Consider the following 21387-nt stretch of genomic DNA (forward strand, 5'->3'; position numbering starts at 1 on the left):
GATTGACGGGACCGGAGCCTTCCTGCGAAAGGACAAGACATGAACGACCTATCTGCACACAGCTTTCCCGTGCTGCCGCTTCGGGATATCGTCGTCTTCCCGCATATGATCGTGCCGCTGTTCGTGGGCCGCGAGAAATCGGTCCGCGCGCTGGAGGAGGTGATGGCCGAGGATCGCCAGATCCTGCTGGCCTCGCAGAAAGACCCCTCGGTGGACGAACCGGGCAGCGACGGAATCTACCGCACCGGCGTTCTGGCGAATGTGCTGCAACTGCTGAAATTGCCCGACGGCACCGTGAAGGTGTTGGTCGAGGGCAAGGCGCGCGTGCGGATCACCGATTTCCTGCCGAACGAGAGCTTTTTCGAGGCGAATGCCGAGACGCTGGACGAGACGTCGGGCGATGCGGACACCGTGAACGCGATGCTGCGGGCGGTATCGGAAGAGTTCGAGCGTTACGCCAAGATCAAGAAGAACATCCCCGAGGAGGCGCTGGCCGCGGTGTCGGACGCGCAGGATCCCGCGCGACTGGCCGATCTGGTCGCGGGACACCTTGGGGTGGATGTGGCCCAGAAGCAGGCGCTTTTGGAAACGCTGGTGATTTCCGAACGTCTGGAAGGCGTCTATGGTCACATGCAGGGTGAGATGGGCGTTCTTCAGGTGGAGAAGCGCATCAAGTCCCGCGTGAAGGGCCAGATGGAGAAGACGCAGCGCGAATATTATCTGAATGAGCAGATGAAGGCTATTCAGAAGGAGCTTGGCGACGGCGAGGACGGCCAGAACGAGATCGCCGAACTTGAAGCCCGCATCGCCAAGACCAAGCTGTCCAAGGAAGCGCGCGAAAAGGCCGATGCCGAGGTCAAGAAGCTGAAATCCATGTCGCCGATGAGCGCGGAGGCGACGGTGGTGCGCAACTACCTCGACTGGCTGCTTGGGGTGCCGTGGGGCGTGAAGTCCAAGGTGAAGAAGGATCTGGGCAAGGCGCAGGCCGTGCTGGATGCCGATCACCATGGGCTGGAAAAGGTCAAGGAACGCATCGTCGAATATCTGGCGGTTCAGGCGCGGGCGACCAAGCTGAAGGGGCCGATCCTGTGCCTTGTCGGTCCTCCCGGCGTGGGCAAGACCTCGCTTGGGAAATCGGTGGCGAAGGCGACGGGACGGGAATTCATCCGCATCTCGCTCGGCGGCGTGCGCGACGAATCCGAGATCCGTGGCCACCGTCGGACCTATATCGGGTCCATGCCCGGAAAGATCATTCAGGCGCTGAAAAAGGCCAAGACGACGAACCCGCTGATCCTTCTGGATGAGATCGACAAGATGGGGCAGGACTTCCGCGGTGACCCGGCCAGCGCCATGCTGGAGGTGCTGGACCCGGAGCAGAACGCTACCTTCTCCGACCACTATCTTGAGGTGGAATACGACCTGTCGAACGTCATGTTCCTGACAACGGCGAACTCCTACAACATGCCGGGGCCGCTTCTGGACCGGATGGAGATCATTCCGCTGGCCGGTTACACCGAGGATGAGAAGCGCGAGATCGCGAAGTCGCATCTGGTTGGCAAGCAGGTGGAGAACCATGGCCTGAAAAAGGGCGAGTTTGCGGTGACCGACGGCGCGCTGACCGAGGTGATCCGGTCCTACACCCGCGAGGCGGGGGTGCGGAATCTGGAGCGGGAGATTGCCAAGCTGGCGCGGAAGGCCGTGACGGAGATCGTGCGCGGTGACAAGACCAAGGTCGAGGTGACGGAGGCAAATGTCGGCGACTATCTTGGTGTGAAGCGGCATCGTTGGGGCCTGGCGGAAAAGGAAGATCAGGTCGGCGTCGTGACGGGCCTTGCCTATACGTCCGTCGGTGGGGAGCTTCTGCAGATCGAGGCGCTGCGCCTGCCGGGCAAGGGCCGGATGAAGACGACCGGGAAACTGGGCGATGTCATGAAGGAATCGATCGACGCGGCCTCCAGCTATGTCCGGTCGATCAGCCCTGAGCTGGGGGTGAAGCCCCCCAGGTTCGAGGCGATGGACATTCACGTCCACGTGCCCGAAGGGGCGACGCCCAAGGATGGGCCGAGTGCCGGTCTGGCTATGGTCACCTCCATCGTGTCGGTCCTGACCGGCATTCCGGTCCGGAAGGACATCGCGATGACCGGCGAGGTCACGTTGCGTGGCAACGCCCTTGCCATCGGCGGGTTGAAGGAAAAGCTCCTTGCGGCGTTGCGGGGGGGGATCAAGACGGTTCTGATCCCGCAGGAAAACGAGAAGGATCTGGCCGACATCCCGGAGAATGTGAAGCAGGGTCTGCGGATCATTCCCGTCAGCCATGTCCGCGAGGTTCTTCGCGAGGCGCTGGTCCGGACACCTGTGCCGGTTGAATGGGACGAGGCGGCCGAGGAGGCGGCGGCGGCCCGCCGCATGGCCGAGCAACCGACCCAAGCGCCTGTGGCGCACTGAAAACGAAAGGCGCGCCCAGACCGGTGCGCCTTTTTTCCATGGTGATGGGGGGCGGCTGCGCTATCGTCGGGCGAACCGCAAACGAAGGACGATTCGCATGGCCACCCCGCGCAAGACCCCCGCCAAACCGGCGCCTGAAACCCCAACCGTCGCCGCGACGAAGTTCCCCGAACTGATCGACGTCGTGGTCGAGCGGACGGGGCAGAAGCGCGCCGTCGTGAAGCCTGTGCTGGAAGCGTTTCTGGCGGCGATGAAAGAGAAACTGGTCGAGGGGAGCGATCTGACCCTGCCGCCGATGGGCAAGTTGAAGATGGTGAAGCGGAAAGAGGACGATGGGCCGATGACCCTGAAACTTCGTCCGCAAAATGCGTCGAAAACGGCCAAGTCGGGTCTTGCGGACGACGAGGACTGAGGGTAAACCCCCCTTCATCGGGCGATTAGCTCAGTGGTAGAGCGCTTCGTTCACATCGAAGATGTCGGGGGTTCAAATCCCTCATCGCCCACCATTATTGCAATGACATAATGGTCATTGACCAAACGGCCCCGGGGTATGTCCCCGCGGGCCGTTTTGGGTTTCAGGGTGATCGTGCGTGCCCCGCCGACGTGGGAAGGGCGCGTTGGTGCTGGGGATACCAGCAATCGTGCCTGATCTTGCCAGGTAATTGGCCGAGGAACCGGAATTGGTGTTCTATTGACGCATGATTTGAAACGGTTATGGCGGCAGGAGGGATCGGCTTTGGGAGTGGTCAGAAATCTCTTCCCAAATCGCGTGCGAAGATCAATTTTCCGAATTGGCCCGTTTCATGGCGCGGCGGTCATGTTTCATTTGCCGCAGATCACGCGATGCGGCCTGCATCACCTCGGTTCGGTCCAGCGCCTTGGCCAGCCGAACGAAATTATTCGAGGATCGGAATGGTCGGCGCGATCTTTGCCCCTTCCGTGAGATGGTTCAGGGCGGTTTCAAGATCGCCCTTCTGTTCGGCGCGGTTGCTTTCACCCGCATACCAATGCGGCGACGTCTGATCCCAGATCTGAATGGCGGGCGGCACGGTTCCGCAGAAGAAGCCGGATGCGATCGTTCCGAGGTGCACTGACGTCGCCAGACCGCCGATGACGTTGTGGCCGACGCGGATGTGGGCGTCGGGATAAGCGGCGCGAACCCATCTGTTCACCAACCGGGCGTCCTTTGGCTGCTTGGGATCGAAAAACACGACAGGCCGGTGCGAATAGATGGGGATCTCTGACAGATGTTCGTGGTGCTGGAGGCGTCCGGGCATGGCGTTGCACAGGGGATGCAGCCTGTTTCTGGGCGCAAGAGCGAGGATGCGCGCATCGAGTATGCCGCCGAAATACATGGCCGCATAAGCGCCAACGCTTCCGCCATAGGCGACAATCTCTCGTCCCGCAGCAACGGGGCGGATCTGGTCGGCCAATTCCTCTAATGAGATATCCTGATGATATTGGGTCCGATGGCTGCCGACTTAGGGGGTGTCGTATCCATGTTTCAGAGGGAGGCGGGTCCTGATTCTGTCCGTCTCGGGTGCGAAGGTGACGATCAGCCGATCGCTCGGGCCATCGGGATGTGCGTGACAGACCACCCGGTGCGTGGGCGAGGCGGACAGCATTACGGGCATCTTGACGTCTTCAACTGATCGACGTTGCCGAACGGTGGGAATCACGAGGCCCGATAGCAAGCGATCATCCCTTAGCAACGCCGCGATCCGGGGTGGCGCGCAACGTGCGGGAGCGGGCGGCGTAATGGGATCAGCCAATTTCTCCGGTGAGGTTTGGGCAGAGGGTCAGGCTTATTTGCTTGCGATCATTACAGATTCTTCACTTTGAATTGGACGATTCAATCAAGAATTGGGATCGGTGCGTCATGCATTAAGAATTCACCGGACCGGAATTGAGTTTCGCGACTGGGTGAAATTGGATAATGGTTAACGAGTCATTTATCCAAATGGCGTTTCGCAGGTCTGTCACTCGAAAGGTTCGATCATGCCCACACACAATTGGATGTACTTCGGCAATCGCGCGCGGTTGGACACAACGCCCACGACGAATGCCACCGCCGCACAACTGGCCCCCGCCGTCGGGTGGACGGCAACCGGGTCTGACGAGATGGGGCCCACGGCGGTCACCGGCACCGCATCCGGGACAGAAACATCCTATCGTACGACCTATCAGACGCAGCAATCGCCCGCAGTGGCGGCGCCGGCGCCGTTCAGCTATACCAACCCGGTAACCGGGGCGTCCGTCACCGGGCAGAACATCGTTTCATTCTACCGCGCGACGTTTGACGTTCGTGTTCCCGACAGCAACGGCAACCTGACCACCGTGCAGCGCAGCGGCGTCATGATGCAAATGCGCAATGGGGATGTGTTTTTCCGCCCGTCGTCGGATCAGATCAACAGCTGGGATGATTTGCCGGCGATCAACGGCGTGACGGTCACAAGCGTGACGCCTTTGGCCGACAATGTTCGCGTGGCCCAAGTTGGCTTCAATCCGGCCATCTACAACGTGCCGATCACCTGTTTTGCCGGCGATACGCTTATCGCGACCGAACGTGGTGACGTGCGCGCCCGCGACCTGTCCGCGGGTGACAAGGTCTGGACGGTCGATAACGGTCTGCAGGAAATCACCTGGGTCGGATTGACGACGATTTCGGCACGCCGTCTTGATCTGGACCGCCGCATTCGTCCGATCCGTATCAAGGCGGGCGCGTTGGGCAACGATATGCCGGAGCGGGATCTGCTGGTGTCACCTCAGCACCGGGTTCTGGTCCAATCGAAATACGCCCAGCTGATGTTCGGCATGAACGAAGTCCTGATCGCGGCAAAGCACCTTGTGCTTCTGGACGGGATCGATATTGCCGACGATATCGGGTCGGTGGACTATGTCCATTTCCTCCTGGGGCAGCATGAAATCGTCCTCGCGGATGGGGCGCGGTGTGAATCCATGTTCACGGGGCCGGAGGCGCTGAAGTCGGTGCCCCAGGACGCGCGGGACGAGATCATGACGCTGTTCCCGGAACTGGCCGAAATGGATTATCGTCCGGTCCCGGCGCGACGGATGCTTTCGGGGAAAATGTCGCGCACGGTGATCTCGCGCCACGTCCAGCACGGCCATCGGATGGCCGCGTGACAGAACCCGCAAGGCATCAGCCCCCCCACGGGGGGCTGATGCCTGAACCTTCGGGCGGGCGGCCCGTCCTTGGAATGCGACTTGGTCAGATGGGTTCGTGCATCCGGTCAAGACTGCGACAGGAGGTGGCATTCGCTCTGGTGATCGTCGTCATTCCGGCGCATGGTCAAGGCGGCTTCAGACGGGGGTGGAATGCGTATGACGGGGCAGGAACGTGACGGCAGGGCGACTGCCACGGTCAAGACCCATCCGTTGTCGCGTATTCCCCTGATCAGTGATCTGTCCATCGCGCGCTGGATGCTGTTGCTGGTCCTGATCGCGGCCGTGTATTTTTTCCATGGCTTTCTGGTTCCGGTTCTTGCGGCCATGATCATCAGCTTTGCCAGTTGGCCCGTGTTTTGCCGGGTTCGGACCCGGTTCGGGATCAGCTCGTTGCTGGCGGCAACCTTGTTCATCGCGGTGATCGTCCTGTTCCTCGTGACGCCGCTGACCCTTGCGCTGATCTACGCGTTTCAGGAGCTGCAGTCCTGGATTGCCTGGCTTTTCCAAGTGAATGCCGAAGGGGCGCCCACGCCGCAATGGCTGCTGTCCTTGCCCCAGATCGGGGATTGGATCGACGAAAAATGGGCAACCTATGTCGGCCGACCCGGCGCGATTGCCGAGGTCATTCAACTGACGAGCGGAAACACCATCGCATCGGTTTACCGAAGCGTGGTGACGGTGGGGGGAATTGCCTTTCACCTGGCGTTGAACTTGCTGTTCATGCTGATCGCCCTGTTCGTGTTTTATAAAGACGGTGATAAGATCGCGGCGCAGATCGACGTGGTCGGGGCACGGGTTCTGCCGGACCGTTGGACCCGCCTGTCGCGCGTGGTCCCGCTGACGATCAGTTCGACCGTCATGGGCATGACGGTCATCGCGATCGGTGAGGGGGTTATCCTGGGCCTCGCTTATTGGCTGGCGGGGGTGCCGTCGGCGGTGGCCTTGGGGGTGATCACGGGGTTCATGGCGCTTATTCCGGGTGGCGCGCCGTTGGCCTTTACCTTGGTCTCGGTCTATCTTGTGGCCAGCGGTTCGGTCTTTGCCGGTGTGGCCTTGTTTCTGTGGGGAACGGTGGAACTGTTCATCGTCGACAAAACGATCCGGCCGGTTCTTGTGGGTGGGCCGGTGAAAATGCCGTTTCTGCCGACCTTCTTCGGGCTTGTCGGCGGTGTGAAGACGATGGGACTGGTCGGCCTGTTCATCGGACCGGTGCTTATGGCGCTGCTTGTTGCGATTTGGCGGGAATGGGTGCGGGAGCGGGCACTGTAGGTTTGGTGGGCCGAGACGGGTTCGAACCGCCGACATTTTTGGGTAAGTAAGTGCCTGTTTGCACGAAAAAACGCGGTTCCGCTGCAATATTTTTGCGGAAAAGCGGCCAATTCGGGAAGTGGGGGAGGTATCCACTCCTTCGCGACGGTGCCGATCCATGCGGTTCCAATCCCGGTACGAGCGGCAAGGGACGGCTGGCGCACTGCTGGTCCTGTGGCGACGATTGACGAAGGTGCAGGAAGGCGGATTTCCGACCAGAAGCGCAACGCCGAACGGCTCGCGAAGCTCTCAACCGCATCCACCACCGCGATGAGCAACCTCGCAACCTTGTCCGAGTTCATTGGCGAGATGAATTTGCTGCCGTGGCAGGTGACGGAAGGCGGGGCCGCGGTGCAGAAATGCTCCGTCGTCAGCGTGCTGCCCTGCAAGGGGTTTTCAAAGAATTCACCGAGCGTAGGAGGGGGCGGAACGATGCCTGAACCGGTGAGAGAGCTGACCCTGACGGCCCACACGCTAGCGACAGCAGTGTTGGTGCTGATGCACCTTTTGATCCTGCGGGGTTTCCTGCCGCTGTTCCTGCGTCCGGACGGCACGGCGGTGTGGCATCCGGCGGCCAGCTATGTCCGGCTATCCAGCACGATCGGGGCGCGGGCGTTTTCGGGGCAGGGGATCATGAAGGAGCTGTTTGGGGAGACGCTGATCCATGGCGTTAAACTTGCTGCGACGGACCCCGGGCGGATGAGCACAAACATTCTTTACCTCGTCTTGTTCGTTCTGGTGGCAAGGTAGGATGTCTTCGCCAATCCCGCGGCAATGAACATGTATGCGGCCGTTTCGACGGTTTCCTCGACAACCTGCAGATCGCCGGGCCAGACATCGAGACTCATGCCCATATGGCTCTCAGCGGCGGTGGAAAGGAGCATTGCGATGGCAAATCCCAGAAATTCCATCAAAGGCAGACATGCATTCGCCGCGCATTCTTTCAGGAATGCGATTGGCCGTCCGAACAGGATCAGGAGCAACGCGCCAAATGCGGCTGCTCCGATAATCGGTGCGACCAAAGGACGATACCAGAGCCGGGACGATGAGAATGTCGGTCCGTGGGTCGTCACGCTGATCGGTTCCTGAAAGACAGCGCCCCAGCTCAATTCCCGCAACGTAAGGATTATCAATAAAATCGCAGCTCCGGACCAGATGTATGTCCGGCGGCCTACGTCGCTGCTTGCGGTTCGACATGCCTGAATGGACGCCACAAGCAATACAACGACCTGAGTGTTTTCCAAGACGCCGTTTTCCCAACTGATCCGAACCGGCAGAAACAGGCTGAACGGCCAGGCCAAAATGAGAAGGGCAGCCCCCGCAGCCATCCATCCTTGGTTCCATAGCGTCGCATTGCGTGCAGGTTTTGGTGTTGGCATCGACAGCTCCTTTCAAGGCCGCATACGACTCGCGGTCCGGAAAGTGAAGTCGCGTCGACCCGGACTATCCCACTCCGTCACCGCGCGGGATTTTTTGATATCAGGAGACCATTATGGTCCCAGTCGGGTTAACGGGCCGCGCGCTGGCCTTGGCCGCAACTGATGTTGCCCGCACGACGTTGCGCTCGGCGTCGTGGGGGTTAAAGCAGATCATTGGGTTCAATCATAAGGCGGCGGGCTATGCCAATGCCGGCGACATGATGGCGGCGTTCTGCGATGCGGAGGCCCTGCATCTGGAGGCGATGGTTGCGTTCATAGCATCCGAAGGCTTGGACGATGACCTGCGCCGTCACGACTGGTCCGGCTTCGCGCGCGGCTACAACGGGGCGGGCTATGCGCAGCACGGCTATCAGACCCGCCTCGCTGCTGCTTTCAAACGCTGGCAGGCCATCCCGGACGTGCTGGCGCCGACCCTTCCCAAGATCGGCCTCGGCGCGCGCGGCCCAGCGGTGAAGACCGCGCAGCAGCGGCTGCTGGCGGCCGGGCACGATCCCCGCGCCGTCGACGGCTGGTTCGGTGACAACACCCGCCACGCGACCATCGCCTTCCAATCCGCCCATGGCCTCGTGCCGGACGGCATCATCGGGCCCAAAACCTGGGCGTCCCTCACTCCTCACGTGGATACTGTCTGATGGGCGTGCTTGGGAAAAAACTGCGCGGCGGAGACGGCGGAAGCGTGTTCTTCGACTGCCCGGGGTGCGGGTGGCGTCATAGGGTTACCGTCGGTGACGGCCCCGGACCGAGGTGGGGCTACAACGGGAATCCCGACGCCCCGACATTCACGCCCTCGGTGCTGGTCACATACGACGGGCCCGATGCGGACTAAGATGGCGGACATCCAGCCATCTGCCACTCATTCGTCACCGACGGTCGCATCCAGTTCCTAGGTGACTGCACGCACGCCCTTGCTGGGCAAACCCTCGACCTTCCAAATATCAAAGGAGAATGACCATGAAACTCGCAACCCAATTGTCGGCCCTGCCGACGAACAAGCTGCTGGCTGGCACCGGCGTGAATGTCATAGCGGCCACCGCATGGGCCGAGGTGATGACGACCATCGCACCCTCGCTGGCCGGGCCGGGAATGTCGGCGCTGATTGGCGCGGCAATCGGCCTGCTGGCCGGTTACTTCGTGCCGGACCGCGTCAACGCCCCGCGCAACTGACCCATACCATAGGCCCTCGCCTTGCACGGCGGGGTTTTGATCGCGTAAACGATCATCACCACGCGGCCAAACCTCTCACAGCTGACCGCGCCGACCCGTCAGTGCTTCAAGGTCGCTTCGAACTGCATTGGGAACATCGAAAGAAAAATTGGGAAACTTTGAAAACCAAAACCGCTAAGTTATTGATTTTGGTGGGCCGTGACGGGCTCGAACCGCCGACATTTTCGGTGTAAACGAAACGCTCTACCAACTGAGCTAACGGCCCCCACGCGGCCATATATCGCCCCGGTTGATCCGAATGCAAGGGCCGAACGGTGGCTTTGACGTTCGTTAAGGTCGTTTGCTCAGATTGCCCTCAAGTCGCAATCTCGCGCCGCCTTGAGGGGATCAGATCATGCCAAGCCGTTTTGCCAAATTTCACAAGGGCGTCACGGCGCCCGCCGTCGGGGCCGTTGCCGTCACACCGTCCGACACCCAAGACCTGACCGAGGAGATTCGGGGGGTGACATTGGGCGTTGGGGGGACGCTGAGGTATCTGGGCGGCGATGGGATGACTTATACCACGGGCGACCTGCCCGCTGGCACATATCCCCTTTTTGCCCAACGCATTCTTGCATCAGGCACCACCGCTCAGAAGATCACCGGCTGGATCTGATCAGACATGCAGCGGATCGGCCTTGGCCAGCCGATCGAACTGCATAAGGCTGTCGATCACCCGGTCCATGTCGCGCAAGGCGATCATGTTGGGGCCGTCCGACGGCGAATTGTCGGGGTCTTCATGTGTTTCGATGAAGACGCCCGCAATTCCCAAGCTGACCGCGGCCCGCGCCATGACCGGCGCAAATTCACGCTGCCCGCCCGAGGAGCCGCCAAGGCCGCCCGGCTGCTGCACCGAATGAGTTGCGTCCATGATGACGGGATAACCGGTGCGGGCCATGATCGGCAGGCCGCGCATGTCGGCCACCAAGACATTATACCCGAAGGATGCGCCGCGTTCGGTCAGCAAGATACGCTCGTTTCCGGTTGATGCGACTTTGTCCGCGACATTCGCCATGTCCCAAGGCGCGAGAAACTGACCCTTCTTGATGTTGATCGCTGCGCCCGTCTCACCGGCGGCCAACAGCAGATCGGTCTGACGGCACAGGAAGGCGGGGATCTGGATGACATCCACGACGGTCGCCGCCTCTTTCGCTTGGGCGACATCATGCACATCGGTCAGGATGGGCAGGCCGGTCGCGCGGATCGTCTCCAGAATTTTAAGGCCAGCCTCCATCCCGACGCCGCGTCGCCCGCGTAGCGATGTGCGGTTCGCCTTGTCGAAGCTTGCCTTGAACACGTATTGCGCACCGGCCTTGGCGCAGATTTCCGCCATACGGCCGGCGATCATCTGGGCGTGATCCAGCGTTTCCAGCTGGCATGGGCCCGAGATGACAAGCAGGGGGCGATCGTTGCCGACGGTGCAGTTGCCGATGGTTACGGTTTTCATGGTCCAGCCTTACGAAGACACTTGTTCGCGAAGGATCGCGACGGTCATGGAAATCATCAGATAAATGCCCAGAAACACGAGAAACGACACGAGCGTATTCTCGAAGGCACGCGGATAGGCGGGTTCGTCCGGCAGCACCGGATTGACCGAGCGTGACAGATAGCGCGTTTGGCGCGTCGCCTCCACCCGGGCGGTTTCCATGGCGCGCAGGGAATCGGCCATGATCGTCTGGCGGGTTTCCACATCGGCCTGTGCCACCGCAAGCTGCGCCTGAAGCCGCGCGAGGGAATCGCCGCCCGCCGTGGTTTCCGTCAGCCGCGCGCGAAGGTCCGTCACCTCGCTTTCCAACCGTTCGATGCGGGCGCGAATGGGCTGCATCCGCGCCTCGTTCGGTGCGGCATTGGCCGAAAGCTGCGCCAGTGACAGACGCTCCTGCAGAAGTTGGGTGTCAAGCTGGCTCAATTGCTGCGTCACCAGCGTCACCTCCACATCCGAGGAAATGATGCGGAACCTCTCCTGCAGGTTCACAAGATTTTCCTGCGCCAGCGTCACCTTCGCCTCGGCATCCTCATACCCCTGACGCGCGCCCGCCATCTGGTCTTCGCGCATACGTTGGGTCAGTTGATCCACCTGCTGTTCGGCATATCCGATCAGCGCCTGCGAGAACCGGACCACGTCGCCGGGCTCGGGTGCGGTGACCTCCATTTTCACAATCCCTTCCGTGGGATCGTAGGAAATCTTCACGTTGTCTTCGTAGGTGCTGTAGACATCTTCAAGAGTCGGATTTGCCGGAAGACGCTGCAGCACATCCATATGGTCGCCCGAAAACGCTTCGCGGAACCCCTCATCGGCATCCAGACGCTCCATCGCCTCACGCGATTGCAGATAGCCCTGAACGGCAACGGAATCCTGCACCGTCGAAAGCGATGGCGTGGCCAGCATTCCCCCCAAGCCGCCGGATTCGGTCGGGTTCTGGGCCTGTTGAATGACGAATTGCGATTCGGTGGAGTAAAGCGGCGTGGCGACGGAATGGAAGTAATATCCGGCGATAACCGTCGGAAGCGCCACGAAAAACGCCAGGCGCGCGAACAGATAGGTCACCTTGCGACGACGTCGTTTGGCGATGTCCTTCTGGATCTCGCGCAGGTCGCGCAGGTGCGATTCCTCAGCCCGATGTTCGGTGGACGGAACCTTCATCGGTTCGATCTTCTGCGGCAACTGGACCGAAGTGTCGCCCTTGCCGGACACCACGAGATCCATCATCGACGACCGCTGCAACGGATCGACCCCCGCCCGCCGCAACAGCACGACCAGCGCCTCGTCCGAGGGGCCGGTGATGTTGTGCTTGGCGGCGATCCGGCGGGCCAGGCGCAACTGGCGGCCGGTCAGGCCTTCCGCCTGAACCGCGGCCAGTTCCTCCTCGGTCACGGGGGGGGATGCCTTTTCGGGCGGGATGGTGCCCGGCCCCAGTCCGTCATCCTGCGGCTCGAACAGGTTTTCAGGCTTCTGGTCAGAAACCGGGGCCGCCGCCGCGCTGCGCGTGTTGTAACGTTTAGCTGTGAGCTTGGTATTCATAAAGGCGCCGCGCCTCCTCCAGCGAGTCGAACATGTAAAGCTGGCCGTTGCGCAGAACCGCCGCGGTGCGACAGAACTTTTCCAGCGTGGACGGTTGGTGCGACACGATCACAAGCGTGCCGTTGGCCAAGCGCTGCTGCAGGATCATCCCCGCCTTGCGATTGAACTCGACATCGGTGGTGGACGGCATGCCCTCATCGATAAGGTAGATGTCGAATTCCAGCGCCAGCATCAAGGAAAACATGAACCGCGACCGCATTCCGGCAGAATAGGTCGCGACCGGCATGTCGAAGTATTCCTTGATGTCCGTCAGCCAGCGGCAAAAACTTTCGACATAATCGGGGTCCAGCCCGTAAAGGCGCGCGATATAGCGGGCATTCTCGTTCGCCGTATGCTTGTTGACGATGCCGCCCATGAACCCCAGCGGAAACGAGATGCGCGACTTGCGGGTGATCGTTCCCTCGTCGGGTTTCTCCAGACCGGCCATCATGTTGATCAGCGTGGTTTTGCCGGTTCCGTTCGGTGCAAGAATGCCGAGGGACCGCCCCAGTTCGACGCGGAACGACGCCCGGTCGAGGATGACCTTGCGCTGCGTTCCGGTCCAGAACGATTTGCTGACGGCGTTGAATTCGATCATCGTCCCTCTGGCGGTGATTCACGGTCGTATATTGCCCGATTATCCGGGTTTGGTGTCGAATTCCTTTCTAAATCATGCCGACCGCCATCACAATTCAGATCGCCTTGCCGTCCTGACGCCCCAGGGTTAGGCAGAAGGCAAAGCTGGAGAGATGCGATGACCCCCCTCGACAAGGCCTATGCCGCCATGGCCGCCCATCCCGATGACGACACCGCGCGGCTGGCCTTTTACGAACGGCTGGCGGATGGAGAGCTGGTCCTGCTGCTGGAGGAGGAGGCGACGGGCGGCAACGTCACCCCGCGTATCTTTCCGCTGGAGGATGGCCCCTATGTCCTGGCCTTCGACAGCGAGGAGAAAATGGCCGCGTTCTCCGGGTCGATCGCCGCTTATGCCGCATTGCCGGGCCGGGTGATCGCGCAGCAATTGGCGGGGCAGGGCACGGGGCTGGGTTTGAACCTTGGCGCCGACAGCGCGATGCTGCTCCCGCCCGAGGCGGTGGACTGGCTGGCGGGAACGCTGGGCCACGCCCCGGAGGCCGCCGAGGCGACGCCGGTCGCATTCCACGCGCCGCAGGTGCCGCAGCGGCTGCTGGACGCGCTTGGGCAGAAGCTTGCCCCGGCCGGGGGCTTGGCCTCGCACGCCTTGATCGCAGGCGTTTCCTACTCCGACGGCCGGCGGGGGCACCTTCTGGCCTTCATCGGCGCGCGCGACGGCGCGGAGGAGGCTCTGGCCCGCGCCGTGGGCGAAGCGCTTACGTTTTCGGGGATCGAGGCGGGCGAGATGGACGTCGTCTGCCTGCCAGACGGTCCCGCCGCGCGCCGGATGACCGAACTGGGCCTTCGTCTGGCGATGCCCGCCCCCGTCGCCCCCGAACGCCCGGCCCCCACCGCTCCGGGCCGCGACCCGGAGCGTCCGCCGCGGCTTCGCTGATGGGGTATTGAAATACCTTTTTTGTAAGTCGTTGTTTTCGCTAAATTCTTCTGGCTTCTTGGTGGTTGACCTTCGGGGCGAAGTGAAGGATACACCCTCATCAATCCGCAAGGCGTGCATGAGGCACGTCCGGCCTCACTTTCGATAGGGTTCAGAGATGAAAACCTTCACCGCTACTCCGGCGGACATCGAAAAGAAGTGGATCCTGATCGACGCCGAAGGCATCGTTCTGGGCCGCCTCGCCACGATCGTCGCCAACATCCTGCGCGGCAAGAACAAGCCGACCTTCACGCCGCACATGGACATGGGCGACAACGTGATCGTCATCAACGCCGACAAGGTGCAGATGACCGGCAACAAGCGCGCCGACAAACGCTACTACTGGCACACCGGCCACCCGGGCGGCATCAAGTTCCGCACTGCGGCCCAGGTTCTGGACGGCGCCCACCCCGAGCGTGTGGTGACCAAAGCCGTTGAGCGTATGATCACCCGCAACAGCCTTGGCCGTCAGCAGATGACCAATCTGCGCGTCTATGCAAGCGCCGAACATCCGCATGAAGCGCAGCAGCCGACCGTTCTCGACCTTGCGTCGCTGAACCCGAAAAACACGCGGAGCGCCTGATCATGGCTGACATCAAGACCCTCGACGATCTGAAATCGGCAGTGTCGGAGACGGCTCCGGCCCAAACCGAAACCCCGCTGCGCGAAGCTGTTCGCGACGCACAGGGCCGCGCCTATGCCACGGGCAAGCGGAAGGACGCGGTCGCCCGCGTCTGGATCAAGCCGGGTTCGGGCAAGGTCACCGTCAATGGCAAGGAAATGGCCGTGTATTTCGCGCGTCCGGTGCTGCAGATGATCCTGCGCCAGCCGTTCCAGATCACCAATGTCGAAGGCCAGTTCGACGTCGTGGCCACGGTTGCCGGCGGCGGTCTGTCCGGTCAGGCCGGTGCTGTGAAGCACGGCGTGTCCAAGGCCCTGCAGCTTTATGATCCCGCCCTGCGTGGGGCCCTGAAAGCCGCAGGCTTCCTGACCCGCGACAGCCGCGTGGTGGAACGGAAGAAATACGGTAAGGCCAAGGCGCGCCGCAGCTTCCAGTTCTCGAAGCGCTGATACGAACCGACATCGCAAAAAGGCCCGCTGGTTTCAGCGGGCCTTTTTCATGTCTCAGTCGCGGCGTGTCAGTCGGGGGGCGGCGTTCTTAAGATCCGTGCGGTGAAGGCCGACATCATGCAGCAGCCGATCATCCAGTTGCGCGACATGGCGACTGGCACGATAGCGGCGGTCCCATTCCACCAGCCTGGAGACAAAGCCGGTGACCAGCCGCGCGATCGGCGGACGGGCCGGGGCAACTACGGTGGTAGGCAGGGGCGACATCGGACATTCCTTTTCATGTATTGATACAATGCAGATCATCTGCTACGGATAAATATACATTCTCTGATCAACGCGGCGAGATTATTTTTGTGACAGATACAAATTGGTGCCCTGACCTGACACAATATGAAGGTCCGAAGTATCTCGCGCTATCGCGCGCGCTGCGTGATGCGGTGCGGAATGGAACATTGCCGGCGGAATCACGGCTGCCCACCGTGCGGGATCTGGCGTGGCGGCTGGAGATCACGCCCGGGACGGTCTCGCGCGCCTATCAACTCGCGACGCAGGAAGGTCTGTTGCAGGCGACCGTGGGGCGGGGCACCTTCGTGGCAGCCACATCGCCGCAACTGGGGCCGACGCAACCGTTGATCGTGGACCGCGCTCTGGTCGGGCAGGGGACGGTGGACCTGCGCTCGCCCAGCCTGCCGCATCTGGGGCAGGCGCAGGCCTTCCGGTCGGCCATGCTCCGCGTGGCCGACAAGATCGAGGATGACTATGTCGATTATCAGACCCAGGCCGCCGAGATGGATCTGCGGCTGGCCGTGGTCGACTGGGTGGCGGATCGGCAGATGGGGCCGGTGGACGAGGATGACATCGCCCTGACCTATGGCGGGCAGGCGGGCATCAATCTCGTGCTGAACTGCTGCCTGCGTGGGGATCGCCCCGTCGTGCTGGCCGAAGATCTGGCCTATCCGGGGTTTCGCCATGCCGCCCGCCTGTCGCGGGCCGAAATGATCGGCGTGGCCCTTGACCAGCATGGCCTGCGCCCCGACGCGTTGGAAGCGGCCTGCCGCCGCCATCAGGCACAGATCCTGTTCCTGACGACCGAGGCGCAGAATCCGACGTCCGTCCGAATGCCGGAACACCGCCGGTCGGAAATCGCGGTGATCGCCCGCGCCTATGATCTGCAGATCGTCGAGGATGACTGTTATACCGTGCCGGATTGCCCGTATCCCATGATCCGCGCGCACGCCCCCGAACGGACGTGGTATATCGGCAGCTTTTCGAAATCCGTCTCGGCCGCCCTGCGCTTTGGATATCTTGTCTGTCCCCGGGGCATGGGAAATGCGGGACGTCTGACGGCGCAGCATATCAGCTTTTCCTTGCCGCGCCCGGTCGCCGACATGGCGCTGGACCTTTTTCAAAGCGGCGCGGCCCAGCGTCTGCGGGCCGAGGTGCAGGCCGAACTGTCGGCCCGCCTGACCATGATGGTGGAATCCCTGTCCACGCAGGACATCTTGTGGCAGCCGGGGTTGCCGATCCTGTGGCTGCGCCTGCCGTCGGGGTGGCGATCCTCCACCTTCACCCGCGCGGCGCAGGCGGCGGGCATCCTGATCCGGTCGGCGGACGAATATGCGCTGGTGAACGGCCACGCGCCGAACGCGGTGCGGCTTGCCGTCGCGGGGGGCGTTCCGCGCGATCTTTATGCACGCGCCTTGCAGCGACTGCGGGATCTGCTGAACAATCCACCAGCCGATCTGGCGGTCTGAGGGGAATTGCCCGCACGCGCCACTTCGCTCTTGAACCGTCTCGCGGCCTTGGGCACATTCGCCGCGACACCAGCCCGGAGGGATTCATGGCGCAGACAGGGCGGGGACCGGGGTCCGACGCGCGGGGGGGCCTGTTCCTCATCGCGCCACCGGCGATCTATGCCCTCCTGCTGCTGGCGGTTCCGTTGGCGCTCCTCGCGCTCTACAGCGTCTGGACGGACGGTTATCTGGAGATCGTGCGGGAGTTCACCTGGGCCAATTACATCGAAACCTGGACCAACCCGCTTTACCGCTCGGTCCTGATCCGGTCGCTGGTGGTGGCCTTGCTCGTCACGCTGGCCACGGTGGTGCTGGCCTTTCCCGTCGCCTATTTCGTCAGCTTCCACGTCAAGCCGCAGCGAAAGGCGACATGGCTGTTCCTGATCACCATTCCATTCTGGACCAGCTATCTGATCCGTGTGTTTCTGTGGAAGGTCATCCTCGGCTATAACGGGGTGATGAATGCCGGCCTGATGAAGCTGGGTGTGATCTCGGAGCCGTTGACCTTCCTGCTCTACAACACCAACGCGATCGTCATCACGCTGGCGCACGCCTATGCGCCCTTTGCCATTCTGCCGATCTTCGTCGCGCTGGAACGGATTGACCGTTCCCTGCTGGAGGCGGGGCAGGATCTGGGGGAATCGAAATTCGCCACCTTCCGCCGGGTCACGCTGCCGCTGGCGATGCCGGGGGTGGTGGGGGCCGTGCTGATCGTCTTCATCCCCACCATTGGCGACTACGTGACACCGCAGCTTGTGGGCGGGCCGGAGGGGCGGATGGTCGCAAACCTGATCCAGTTGCAATACCTGCGGCTGGACAATTACCCCCTCGGGTCGGCCATCGCGATTTCGGCGATGGGGGTCGTGGCGATCCTCAGCGCGGTGCTGTTGCTGGCGACGCGCCGTTACACGCGGGTCCGGGCATGAGCGGGGGCCTCTTTCGCATCTATGCGCTGGCCTATCTGGTCTTTCTTTACGCGCCGATCGTCCTGCTGCCGATGTTCGCGTTCAACGACGGAACGGTCATCGCCTTTCCCTTGCAAGGGTTCACGACCCGCTGGTTTTCCGCCATGTGGGAGGCGCCTGGCCTTGGCCCCGCCTTGCGCAATTCGCTGATCATCGCCGTCAGCAGCGCGGTCATCGCCACCGCCCTGGGGATCTTCGCGGCCCGCGCCTCCACCCGTTATCGCTTCGCCGGGAAGGGCCCGCTGATGGGCCTGATCATGCTGCCCCTGGTCCTGCCGGAGATCATCGTCGCGGTGTCGCTTCTGGTGGTGCTGCTGGCCCTCGGGATTCCGCTGTCGCTGTTCACCATCATCCTTGGCCATGTGCTGATGGCTACGCCCTTTGCCATCGCGATCCTGACCTCCTCGTTCCAAAGCCTCGATCTGTCGTTGGAGGAGGCGGCGTACGATCTGGGGGAAACGCCCATCTCGGCCTTCCGCCTCGTGATCCTGCCGCTGGTCATGCCGGGGATCATCTCCTCCCTGCTGATCTCGTTCACGCTGTCGCTGGACGAGTTCATCATCGCCTTTTTCCTGGGTGGAACGCAGGTGACGCTGCCTGTCTACATCTTCTCGCAGTTCCGGTTCCCGCAATCGGTGCCGGTCATCATGGCGCTTGGAACGGTCCTTGTCGCCGCGTCGATCCTGCTGCTTGTCCTGGCCGAATACGCCCGCCGCCGGGGCGTCGCCCGGTCCGGCGGCACCGATACCGGAGGTTTCTTGTGAAGCCCGTTCAGACCATGCCCAACCAAGCCATGCCCAATCAAACCATGATCGAATTCCGCGATGTCCATAAATGGTACGGCGATTACCACGCGCTGCGCGGCATTACCGCCTCCATCCGCGCGGGGGAGTTCTTTTCGCTTCTCGGGCCGTCCGGCTGCGGCAAGACGACCCTGCTGCGCACCATCGCGGGGTTTGAGGGGATATCCGACGGCGTCTTGCTGATCGACGGCAAGGACATGGCAAAGGTGCCGGCGAACAAGCGCCCGACGAACATGGTGTTTCAAAGCTATGCCATCTTTCCCCACCTGACCGTCGCGCAGAATGTGGGCTTCGGCCTGCGCAAGGCGCGACTGGCCAAGGCGGATCTGGACGCCCGCGTGGCCGAGGCATTGGAGATGGTGGGCCTGAAGGGCTTTGGTGCGCGCGCCGCCCATGCGCTGTCCGGGGGGCAGCGGCAACGCGTGGCCTTGGCCCGCGCGTTGATCCTGAAACCCAAGGTGCTGCTTCTGGACGAACCGCTTTCGGCGCTGGACAAGAAGATGCGCGAACAGATGCAGGTGGAACTGATCCGCCTGCAACGGCAGGTGGGCATCACCTTCATCCTCGTGACCCACGATCAGGAGGAGGCGCTGGTCATGTCTGACCGGATCGCCGTCATGTTCGATGGCGAAATCGCGCAATTGTCGGATGCCGAAACATTGTATCGCCGGCCCAATTCCCGCCGGGTGGCCGATTTCATCGGCACGATGAATTTCCTGCCCGCCACCATCCTGTCCGAGGGGGAGGTGGTGGAGATCGAGGCGCCGGGCTTCGGTCGCATGACCGTGCCCGCCAGCCAGATCGCGGGGGCGCCGTCGGATCAGCCCAGCATCGGCTTTCGCCCCGAAACGCTGACGCTGCTGCATGACGGGCAGACCGGGCCGGGTCGCGAGGTGGCAGGCCGGATCGAGGAGGTCGTCTATTACGGCGACATGACCTATTACGACGTGCGGATCGATGGCGCGCAAAAGCCCGTGCGCCTGTCGATGCGCAACACCTTCGGCCGGCCGGTCATGGACCGTGGCCAGCCCGCGCGCGTGGGGTGGAGCCCGGAGGCGCTCGTCCTGTTCCGCTAACGATCCTGCGGCAACAGCCCCAACCCGCGAAGATAGATGCCGATCCCGGTTTCCAGAAGATCATCGGGCGCAAACGGCGCGCGGCGCCCGCCGCGGGTGTAAAGTTCCACCACGCCATGCGCCATGGCCCACATATGCGCCGAAAACATGCTGGCGGGGGGGCGCTTTTCGGGCGGAAGATGGTCCGACAGGCGTGTGGCGGCGCGCTCGAGAACGTCGGTCGCCTTGCGCGCGGCCAGATCCAGATCGGGATGTTCCTGAACCGAAATCCCGCTTTCGAACATCGCCTGATAATGGCCGGGATATTTCCGCGCAAAGGCGAGATAGGCGCGGCCCACCGACTCGAACGCCGCCAGCGCGGTCGGCTTGCCGTCGTCGAACGCAAATTCCATCAACGCGCCGAAAATGTCATAGCCTTGGCGCGCGATCTCCACGATCAGTTCGTCGCGGCCGGTGAAATGGCGATAGACGGCGGCGGGGGTGACATCGGCCTTCTTGGCCGCCTCGGACAAGGTGAAGCCCTGCGGCCCCTTTTCCGCGATCAACCCCAGGGCCGCGTCGACCAGGGCCTGCCGCAGGTTGCCGTGATGATACCCCCGTCTAGTCACGAAGCTCCGGCCCCCCGCAGATGGCCGGATCAGGTGCGCCGATCATCGTGGTGTCCTTGTCGGCATAATCTACCGCCCGCAGCACCGATTGTATCGCCGCAATCCGGGCGCGCCGTTTGTCGTCGGCGCGGATCACCGTCCAAGGTGCGGTGTCCGTATGGCTGCGGGCCAGGGTTTCATCAATCGCGACCGAGTAATCGTGCCATTTCGCAAGGCCTTCCACATCGATCCGGCTCAGCTTCCATTGCTTCAGCGGATCATCCTCACGCGCGAGAAACCGGCGAAGCTGTTCGGCGCGGCCGACTTCCAGCCACAGTTTGACTAGGGTGATCCCGTCCTCCACCAGCATCCGTTCGAAATCGGGCACCTGATGAAAGAACCGCTCCCGCTCGATGTCGGTGCAGAAGCCGAACACTTTCTCCACCACGCCGCGATTGTACCAACTGCGGTCGAACAGCGCCATTTCGCCCGCGGCGGGCAGGCGGCCAATGTAGCGTTGAAAATACCACTCCCCCGCCTCGCGATCCGTGGGGGTGGAGAGGGCGACCACGCTGGCGACGCGCGGGTTCAGATTGTCACGCATCGTGTCGATTGCGCCGCCCTTGCCGGCGGCGTCGCGCCCCTCGAACAGAACGACCACGCGCTTGCCCGTGGCCTTCACATCCGCCGCCATGCGCACCAGCTGACGTTGCAGCGGCTCCATGATCCGGGAGTAATCCTTTTTCGACATGACCGCATCATAGGGATAGCCGGGCGAGAGGATGTCGTGCTTGTCCCCCTTCAGCACCGCATGGCGCAGATCCGTGTCACAGGCGTGAAGATAGCGCGTGATCGCTCCCTGAAAGGGGTGGGGCATCAGAAC

Annotated in this window: 24 protein-coding genes and 2 tRNA genes; 17 read left to right on the forward strand and 9 right to left on the reverse strand. The window is 62.3% G+C overall.

Features of this window, described 5'->3' with window-relative positions:
• The first annotated feature begins 39 nt into the window (after positions 1 to 39).
• The 3 genes from lon (at position 40) to MU449_RS06055 (ending at position 2951) form a co-directional block, all read left to right on the forward strand.
• Positions 40 to 2445: an endopeptidase La gene (lon, locus tag MU449_RS06045; RefSeq protein WP_244737098.1), complete on the forward strand. Its 2406-nt coding sequence runs from the start codon at positions 40 to 42 to the stop codon at positions 2443 to 2445.
• Positions 2446 to 2542: 97 nt separating this feature from the next.
• Positions 2543 to 2857 (forward strand): HU family DNA-binding protein, encoded by a 315-nt coding sequence (locus MU449_RS06050; RefSeq protein ID WP_244737099.1) that lies wholly within the window; start codon positions 2543 to 2545, stop codon positions 2855 to 2857.
• A 19-nt stretch (positions 2858 to 2876) separates the two neighbouring features.
• A tRNA-Val gene (locus MU449_RS06055) sits at positions 2877 to 2951 on the forward strand.
• A 390-nt stretch (positions 2952 to 3341) separates the two neighbouring features.
• Here MU449_RS06055 and MU449_RS06060 read toward each other — a convergent pair.
• Entirely contained in the window at positions 3342 to 3878 is a 537-nt protein-coding gene (locus MU449_RS06060) for a hypothetical protein (protein WP_244737100.1), read from the reverse strand.
• Between the two features lie 565 nt (positions 3879 to 4443).
• Between MU449_RS06060 and MU449_RS06065 the strand changes: the two genes are divergently transcribed.
• The 3 genes from MU449_RS06065 to MU449_RS06075 all read left to right on the forward strand — a co-directional run bounded on the left by MU449_RS06065 (position 4444) and on the right by MU449_RS06075 (position 7689).
• The gene (locus MU449_RS06065) at positions 4444 to 5589 is read left to right on the forward strand and encodes a Hint domain-containing protein (protein WP_244737101.1); all 1146 of its coding nucleotides are present in this window, start codon (positions 4444 to 4446) and stop codon (positions 5587 to 5589) included.
• 198 nt (positions 5590 to 5787) lie between these two features.
• A complete protein-coding gene (locus MU449_RS06070) occupies positions 5788 to 6900 on the forward strand; it encodes an AI-2E family transporter (protein WP_425310582.1) in 1113 nt (370 codons plus the stop codon).
• A gap of 213 nt (positions 6901 to 7113) precedes the next feature.
• A complete protein-coding gene (locus MU449_RS06075; RefSeq protein WP_244737102.1) occupies positions 7114 to 7689 on the forward strand; it encodes a hypothetical protein in 576 nt (191 codons plus the stop codon).
• Here the strand turns inward: MU449_RS06075 and MU449_RS06080 are convergent.
• Positions 7656 to 8318 (reverse strand): hypothetical protein, encoded by a 663-nt coding sequence (locus MU449_RS06080; protein ID WP_244737103.1) that lies wholly within the window; start codon positions 8316 to 8318, stop codon positions 7656 to 7658. The two genes, MU449_RS06075 and MU449_RS06080, sit on opposite strands and share 34 nt — an antisense overlap.
• 113 nt (positions 8319 to 8431) lie before the next feature.
• On the opposite strand from MU449_RS06080, the gene MU449_RS06085 reads away from it, so the two are divergent.
• From MU449_RS06085 to MU449_RS06090, 3 genes are all read left to right on the forward strand, one after another.
• A complete protein-coding gene (locus MU449_RS06085) occupies positions 8432 to 9010 on the forward strand; it encodes an N-acetylmuramidase domain-containing protein (protein WP_244737104.1) in 579 nt (192 codons plus the stop codon).
• Complete coding sequence (locus tag MU449_RS15910; protein ID WP_425310079.1) at positions 9010 to 9204, forward strand: ubiquitination-like system serine protease family protein; 195 nt, start codon at positions 9010 to 9012, stop codon at positions 9202 to 9204. The genes MU449_RS06085 and MU449_RS15910 overlap by 1 nt, the downstream gene beginning before the upstream one ends.
• Positions 9205 to 9329: 125 nt before the next feature.
• The gene (locus MU449_RS06090) at positions 9330 to 9542 is read left to right on the forward strand and encodes a hypothetical protein (protein ID WP_244737105.1); all 213 of its coding nucleotides are present in this window, start codon (positions 9330 to 9332) and stop codon (positions 9540 to 9542) included.
• Between the two features lie 189 nt (positions 9543 to 9731).
• On the opposite strand, the gene MU449_RS06095 is transcribed toward MU449_RS06090, so the two are convergent.
• Positions 9732 to 9807, reverse strand: a tRNA-Val gene (locus MU449_RS06095).
• Positions 9808 to 9936: 129 nt separating this feature from the next.
• On the opposite strand from MU449_RS06095, the gene MU449_RS06100 reads away from it, so the two are divergent.
• Complete coding sequence (locus MU449_RS06100) at positions 9937 to 10197, forward strand: spike base protein, RCAP_Rcc01079 family (RefSeq protein ID WP_244737106.1); 261 nt, start codon at positions 9937 to 9939, stop codon at positions 10195 to 10197.
• On the opposite strand, the gene kdsA is transcribed toward MU449_RS06100, so the two are convergent.
• From kdsA to MU449_RS06115, 3 genes are read right to left on the reverse strand one after another with little or no spacing between them, the layout of a single operon-like run.
• Positions 10198 to 11028 carry a 3-deoxy-8-phosphooctulonate synthase gene (gene kdsA, locus MU449_RS06105; protein WP_244737107.1) on the reverse strand — a complete coding sequence of 277 codons (831 nt, stop codon included), beginning with the start codon at positions 11026 to 11028 and terminating at the stop codon, positions 10198 to 10200. It lies immediately after the preceding gene.
• A 9-nt stretch (positions 11029 to 11037) separates the two neighbouring features.
• Positions 11038 to 12603 carry a KpsE/RkpR family capsule polysaccharide export protein gene (locus MU449_RS06110; protein WP_244737108.1) on the reverse strand — a complete coding sequence of 522 codons (1566 nt, stop codon included), beginning with the start codon at positions 12601 to 12603 and terminating at the stop codon, positions 11038 to 11040.
• Entirely contained in the window at positions 12581 to 13240 is a 660-nt protein-coding gene (locus tag MU449_RS06115) for an ABC transporter ATP-binding protein (RefSeq protein WP_244737109.1), read from the reverse strand. Before MU449_RS06115 ends, MU449_RS06110 begins: the two co-directional genes overlap by 23 nt.
• A gap of 156 nt (positions 13241 to 13396) precedes the next feature.
• Here MU449_RS06115 and MU449_RS06120 point away from each other — a divergent pair, with 156 nt between their 5' ends.
• The 3 genes from MU449_RS06120 to rpsI all read left to right on the forward strand — a co-directional run bounded on the left by MU449_RS06120 (position 13397) and on the right by rpsI (position 15280).
• Positions 13397 to 14170 carry an SseB family protein gene (locus MU449_RS06120; protein ID WP_244737110.1) on the forward strand — a complete coding sequence of 258 codons (774 nt, stop codon included), beginning with the start codon at positions 13397 to 13399 and terminating at the stop codon, positions 14168 to 14170.
• A gap of 157 nt (positions 14171 to 14327) precedes the next feature.
• Positions 14328 to 14792, forward strand: a complete 465-nt coding sequence (gene rplM / locus MU449_RS06125) for a 50S ribosomal protein L13 (protein WP_244737111.1) — start codon at positions 14328 to 14330, stop codon at positions 14790 to 14792.
• 2 nt (positions 14793 to 14794) lie between these two features.
• Positions 14795 to 15280, forward strand: a complete 486-nt coding sequence (gene rpsI / locus MU449_RS06130; protein WP_244737112.1) for a 30S ribosomal protein S9 — start codon at positions 14795 to 14797, stop codon at positions 15278 to 15280.
• Between the two features lie 54 nt (positions 15281 to 15334).
• Here rpsI and MU449_RS06135 read toward each other — a convergent pair whose 3' ends face one another.
• Positions 15335 to 15544 carry a DUF1127 domain-containing protein gene (locus MU449_RS06135; RefSeq protein WP_244737113.1) on the reverse strand — a complete coding sequence of 70 codons (210 nt, stop codon included), beginning with the start codon at positions 15542 to 15544 and terminating at the stop codon, positions 15335 to 15337.
• Between the two features lie 89 nt (positions 15545 to 15633).
• On the opposite strand from MU449_RS06135, the gene MU449_RS06140 reads away from it, so the two are divergent.
• From MU449_RS06140 to MU449_RS06155, 4 genes are all read left to right on the forward strand, one after another.
• Entirely contained in the window at positions 15634 to 17034 is a 1401-nt protein-coding gene (locus MU449_RS06140; protein WP_342345646.1) for an aminotransferase-like domain-containing protein, read from the forward strand.
• An 86-nt stretch (positions 17035 to 17120) separates the two neighbouring features.
• Positions 17121 to 17999 (forward strand): ABC transporter permease, encoded by an 879-nt coding sequence (locus MU449_RS06145; RefSeq protein WP_244737115.1) that lies wholly within the window; start codon positions 17121 to 17123, stop codon positions 17997 to 17999.
• Positions 17996 to 18802: an ABC transporter permease gene (locus tag MU449_RS06150; protein WP_244737116.1), complete on the forward strand. Its 807-nt coding sequence runs from the start codon at positions 17996 to 17998 to the stop codon at positions 18800 to 18802. The genes MU449_RS06145 and MU449_RS06150 overlap by 4 nt, the downstream gene beginning before the upstream one ends.
• Positions 18803 to 18831: 29 nt before the next feature.
• On the forward strand, positions 18832 to 19917 hold the full coding sequence (locus MU449_RS06155; RefSeq protein ID WP_244737117.1) for an ABC transporter ATP-binding protein: 1086 nt from the start codon (positions 18832 to 18834) through the stop codon (positions 19915 to 19917).
• Here MU449_RS06155 and MU449_RS06160 read toward each other — a convergent pair.
• Positions 19914 to 20525: a TetR/AcrR family transcriptional regulator gene (locus MU449_RS06160; RefSeq protein ID WP_244737118.1), complete on the reverse strand. Its 612-nt coding sequence runs from the start codon at positions 20523 to 20525 to the stop codon at positions 19914 to 19916. The two genes, MU449_RS06155 and MU449_RS06160, sit on opposite strands and share 4 nt — an antisense overlap.
• Positions 20518 to 21381, reverse strand: a complete 864-nt coding sequence (ppk2, locus tag MU449_RS06165) for a polyphosphate kinase 2 (protein WP_244737119.1) — start codon at positions 21379 to 21381, stop codon at positions 20518 to 20520. Before ppk2 ends, MU449_RS06160 begins: the two co-directional genes overlap by 8 nt.
• Between the last annotated feature and the right edge of the window lie 6 nt (positions 21382 to 21387).

Source organism: Falsirhodobacter halotolerans (assembly GCF_022899245.1).
GTDB classification, from domain to species: Bacteria; Pseudomonadota; Alphaproteobacteria; order Rhodobacterales; family Rhodobacteraceae; genus Falsirhodobacter; species Falsirhodobacter halotolerans.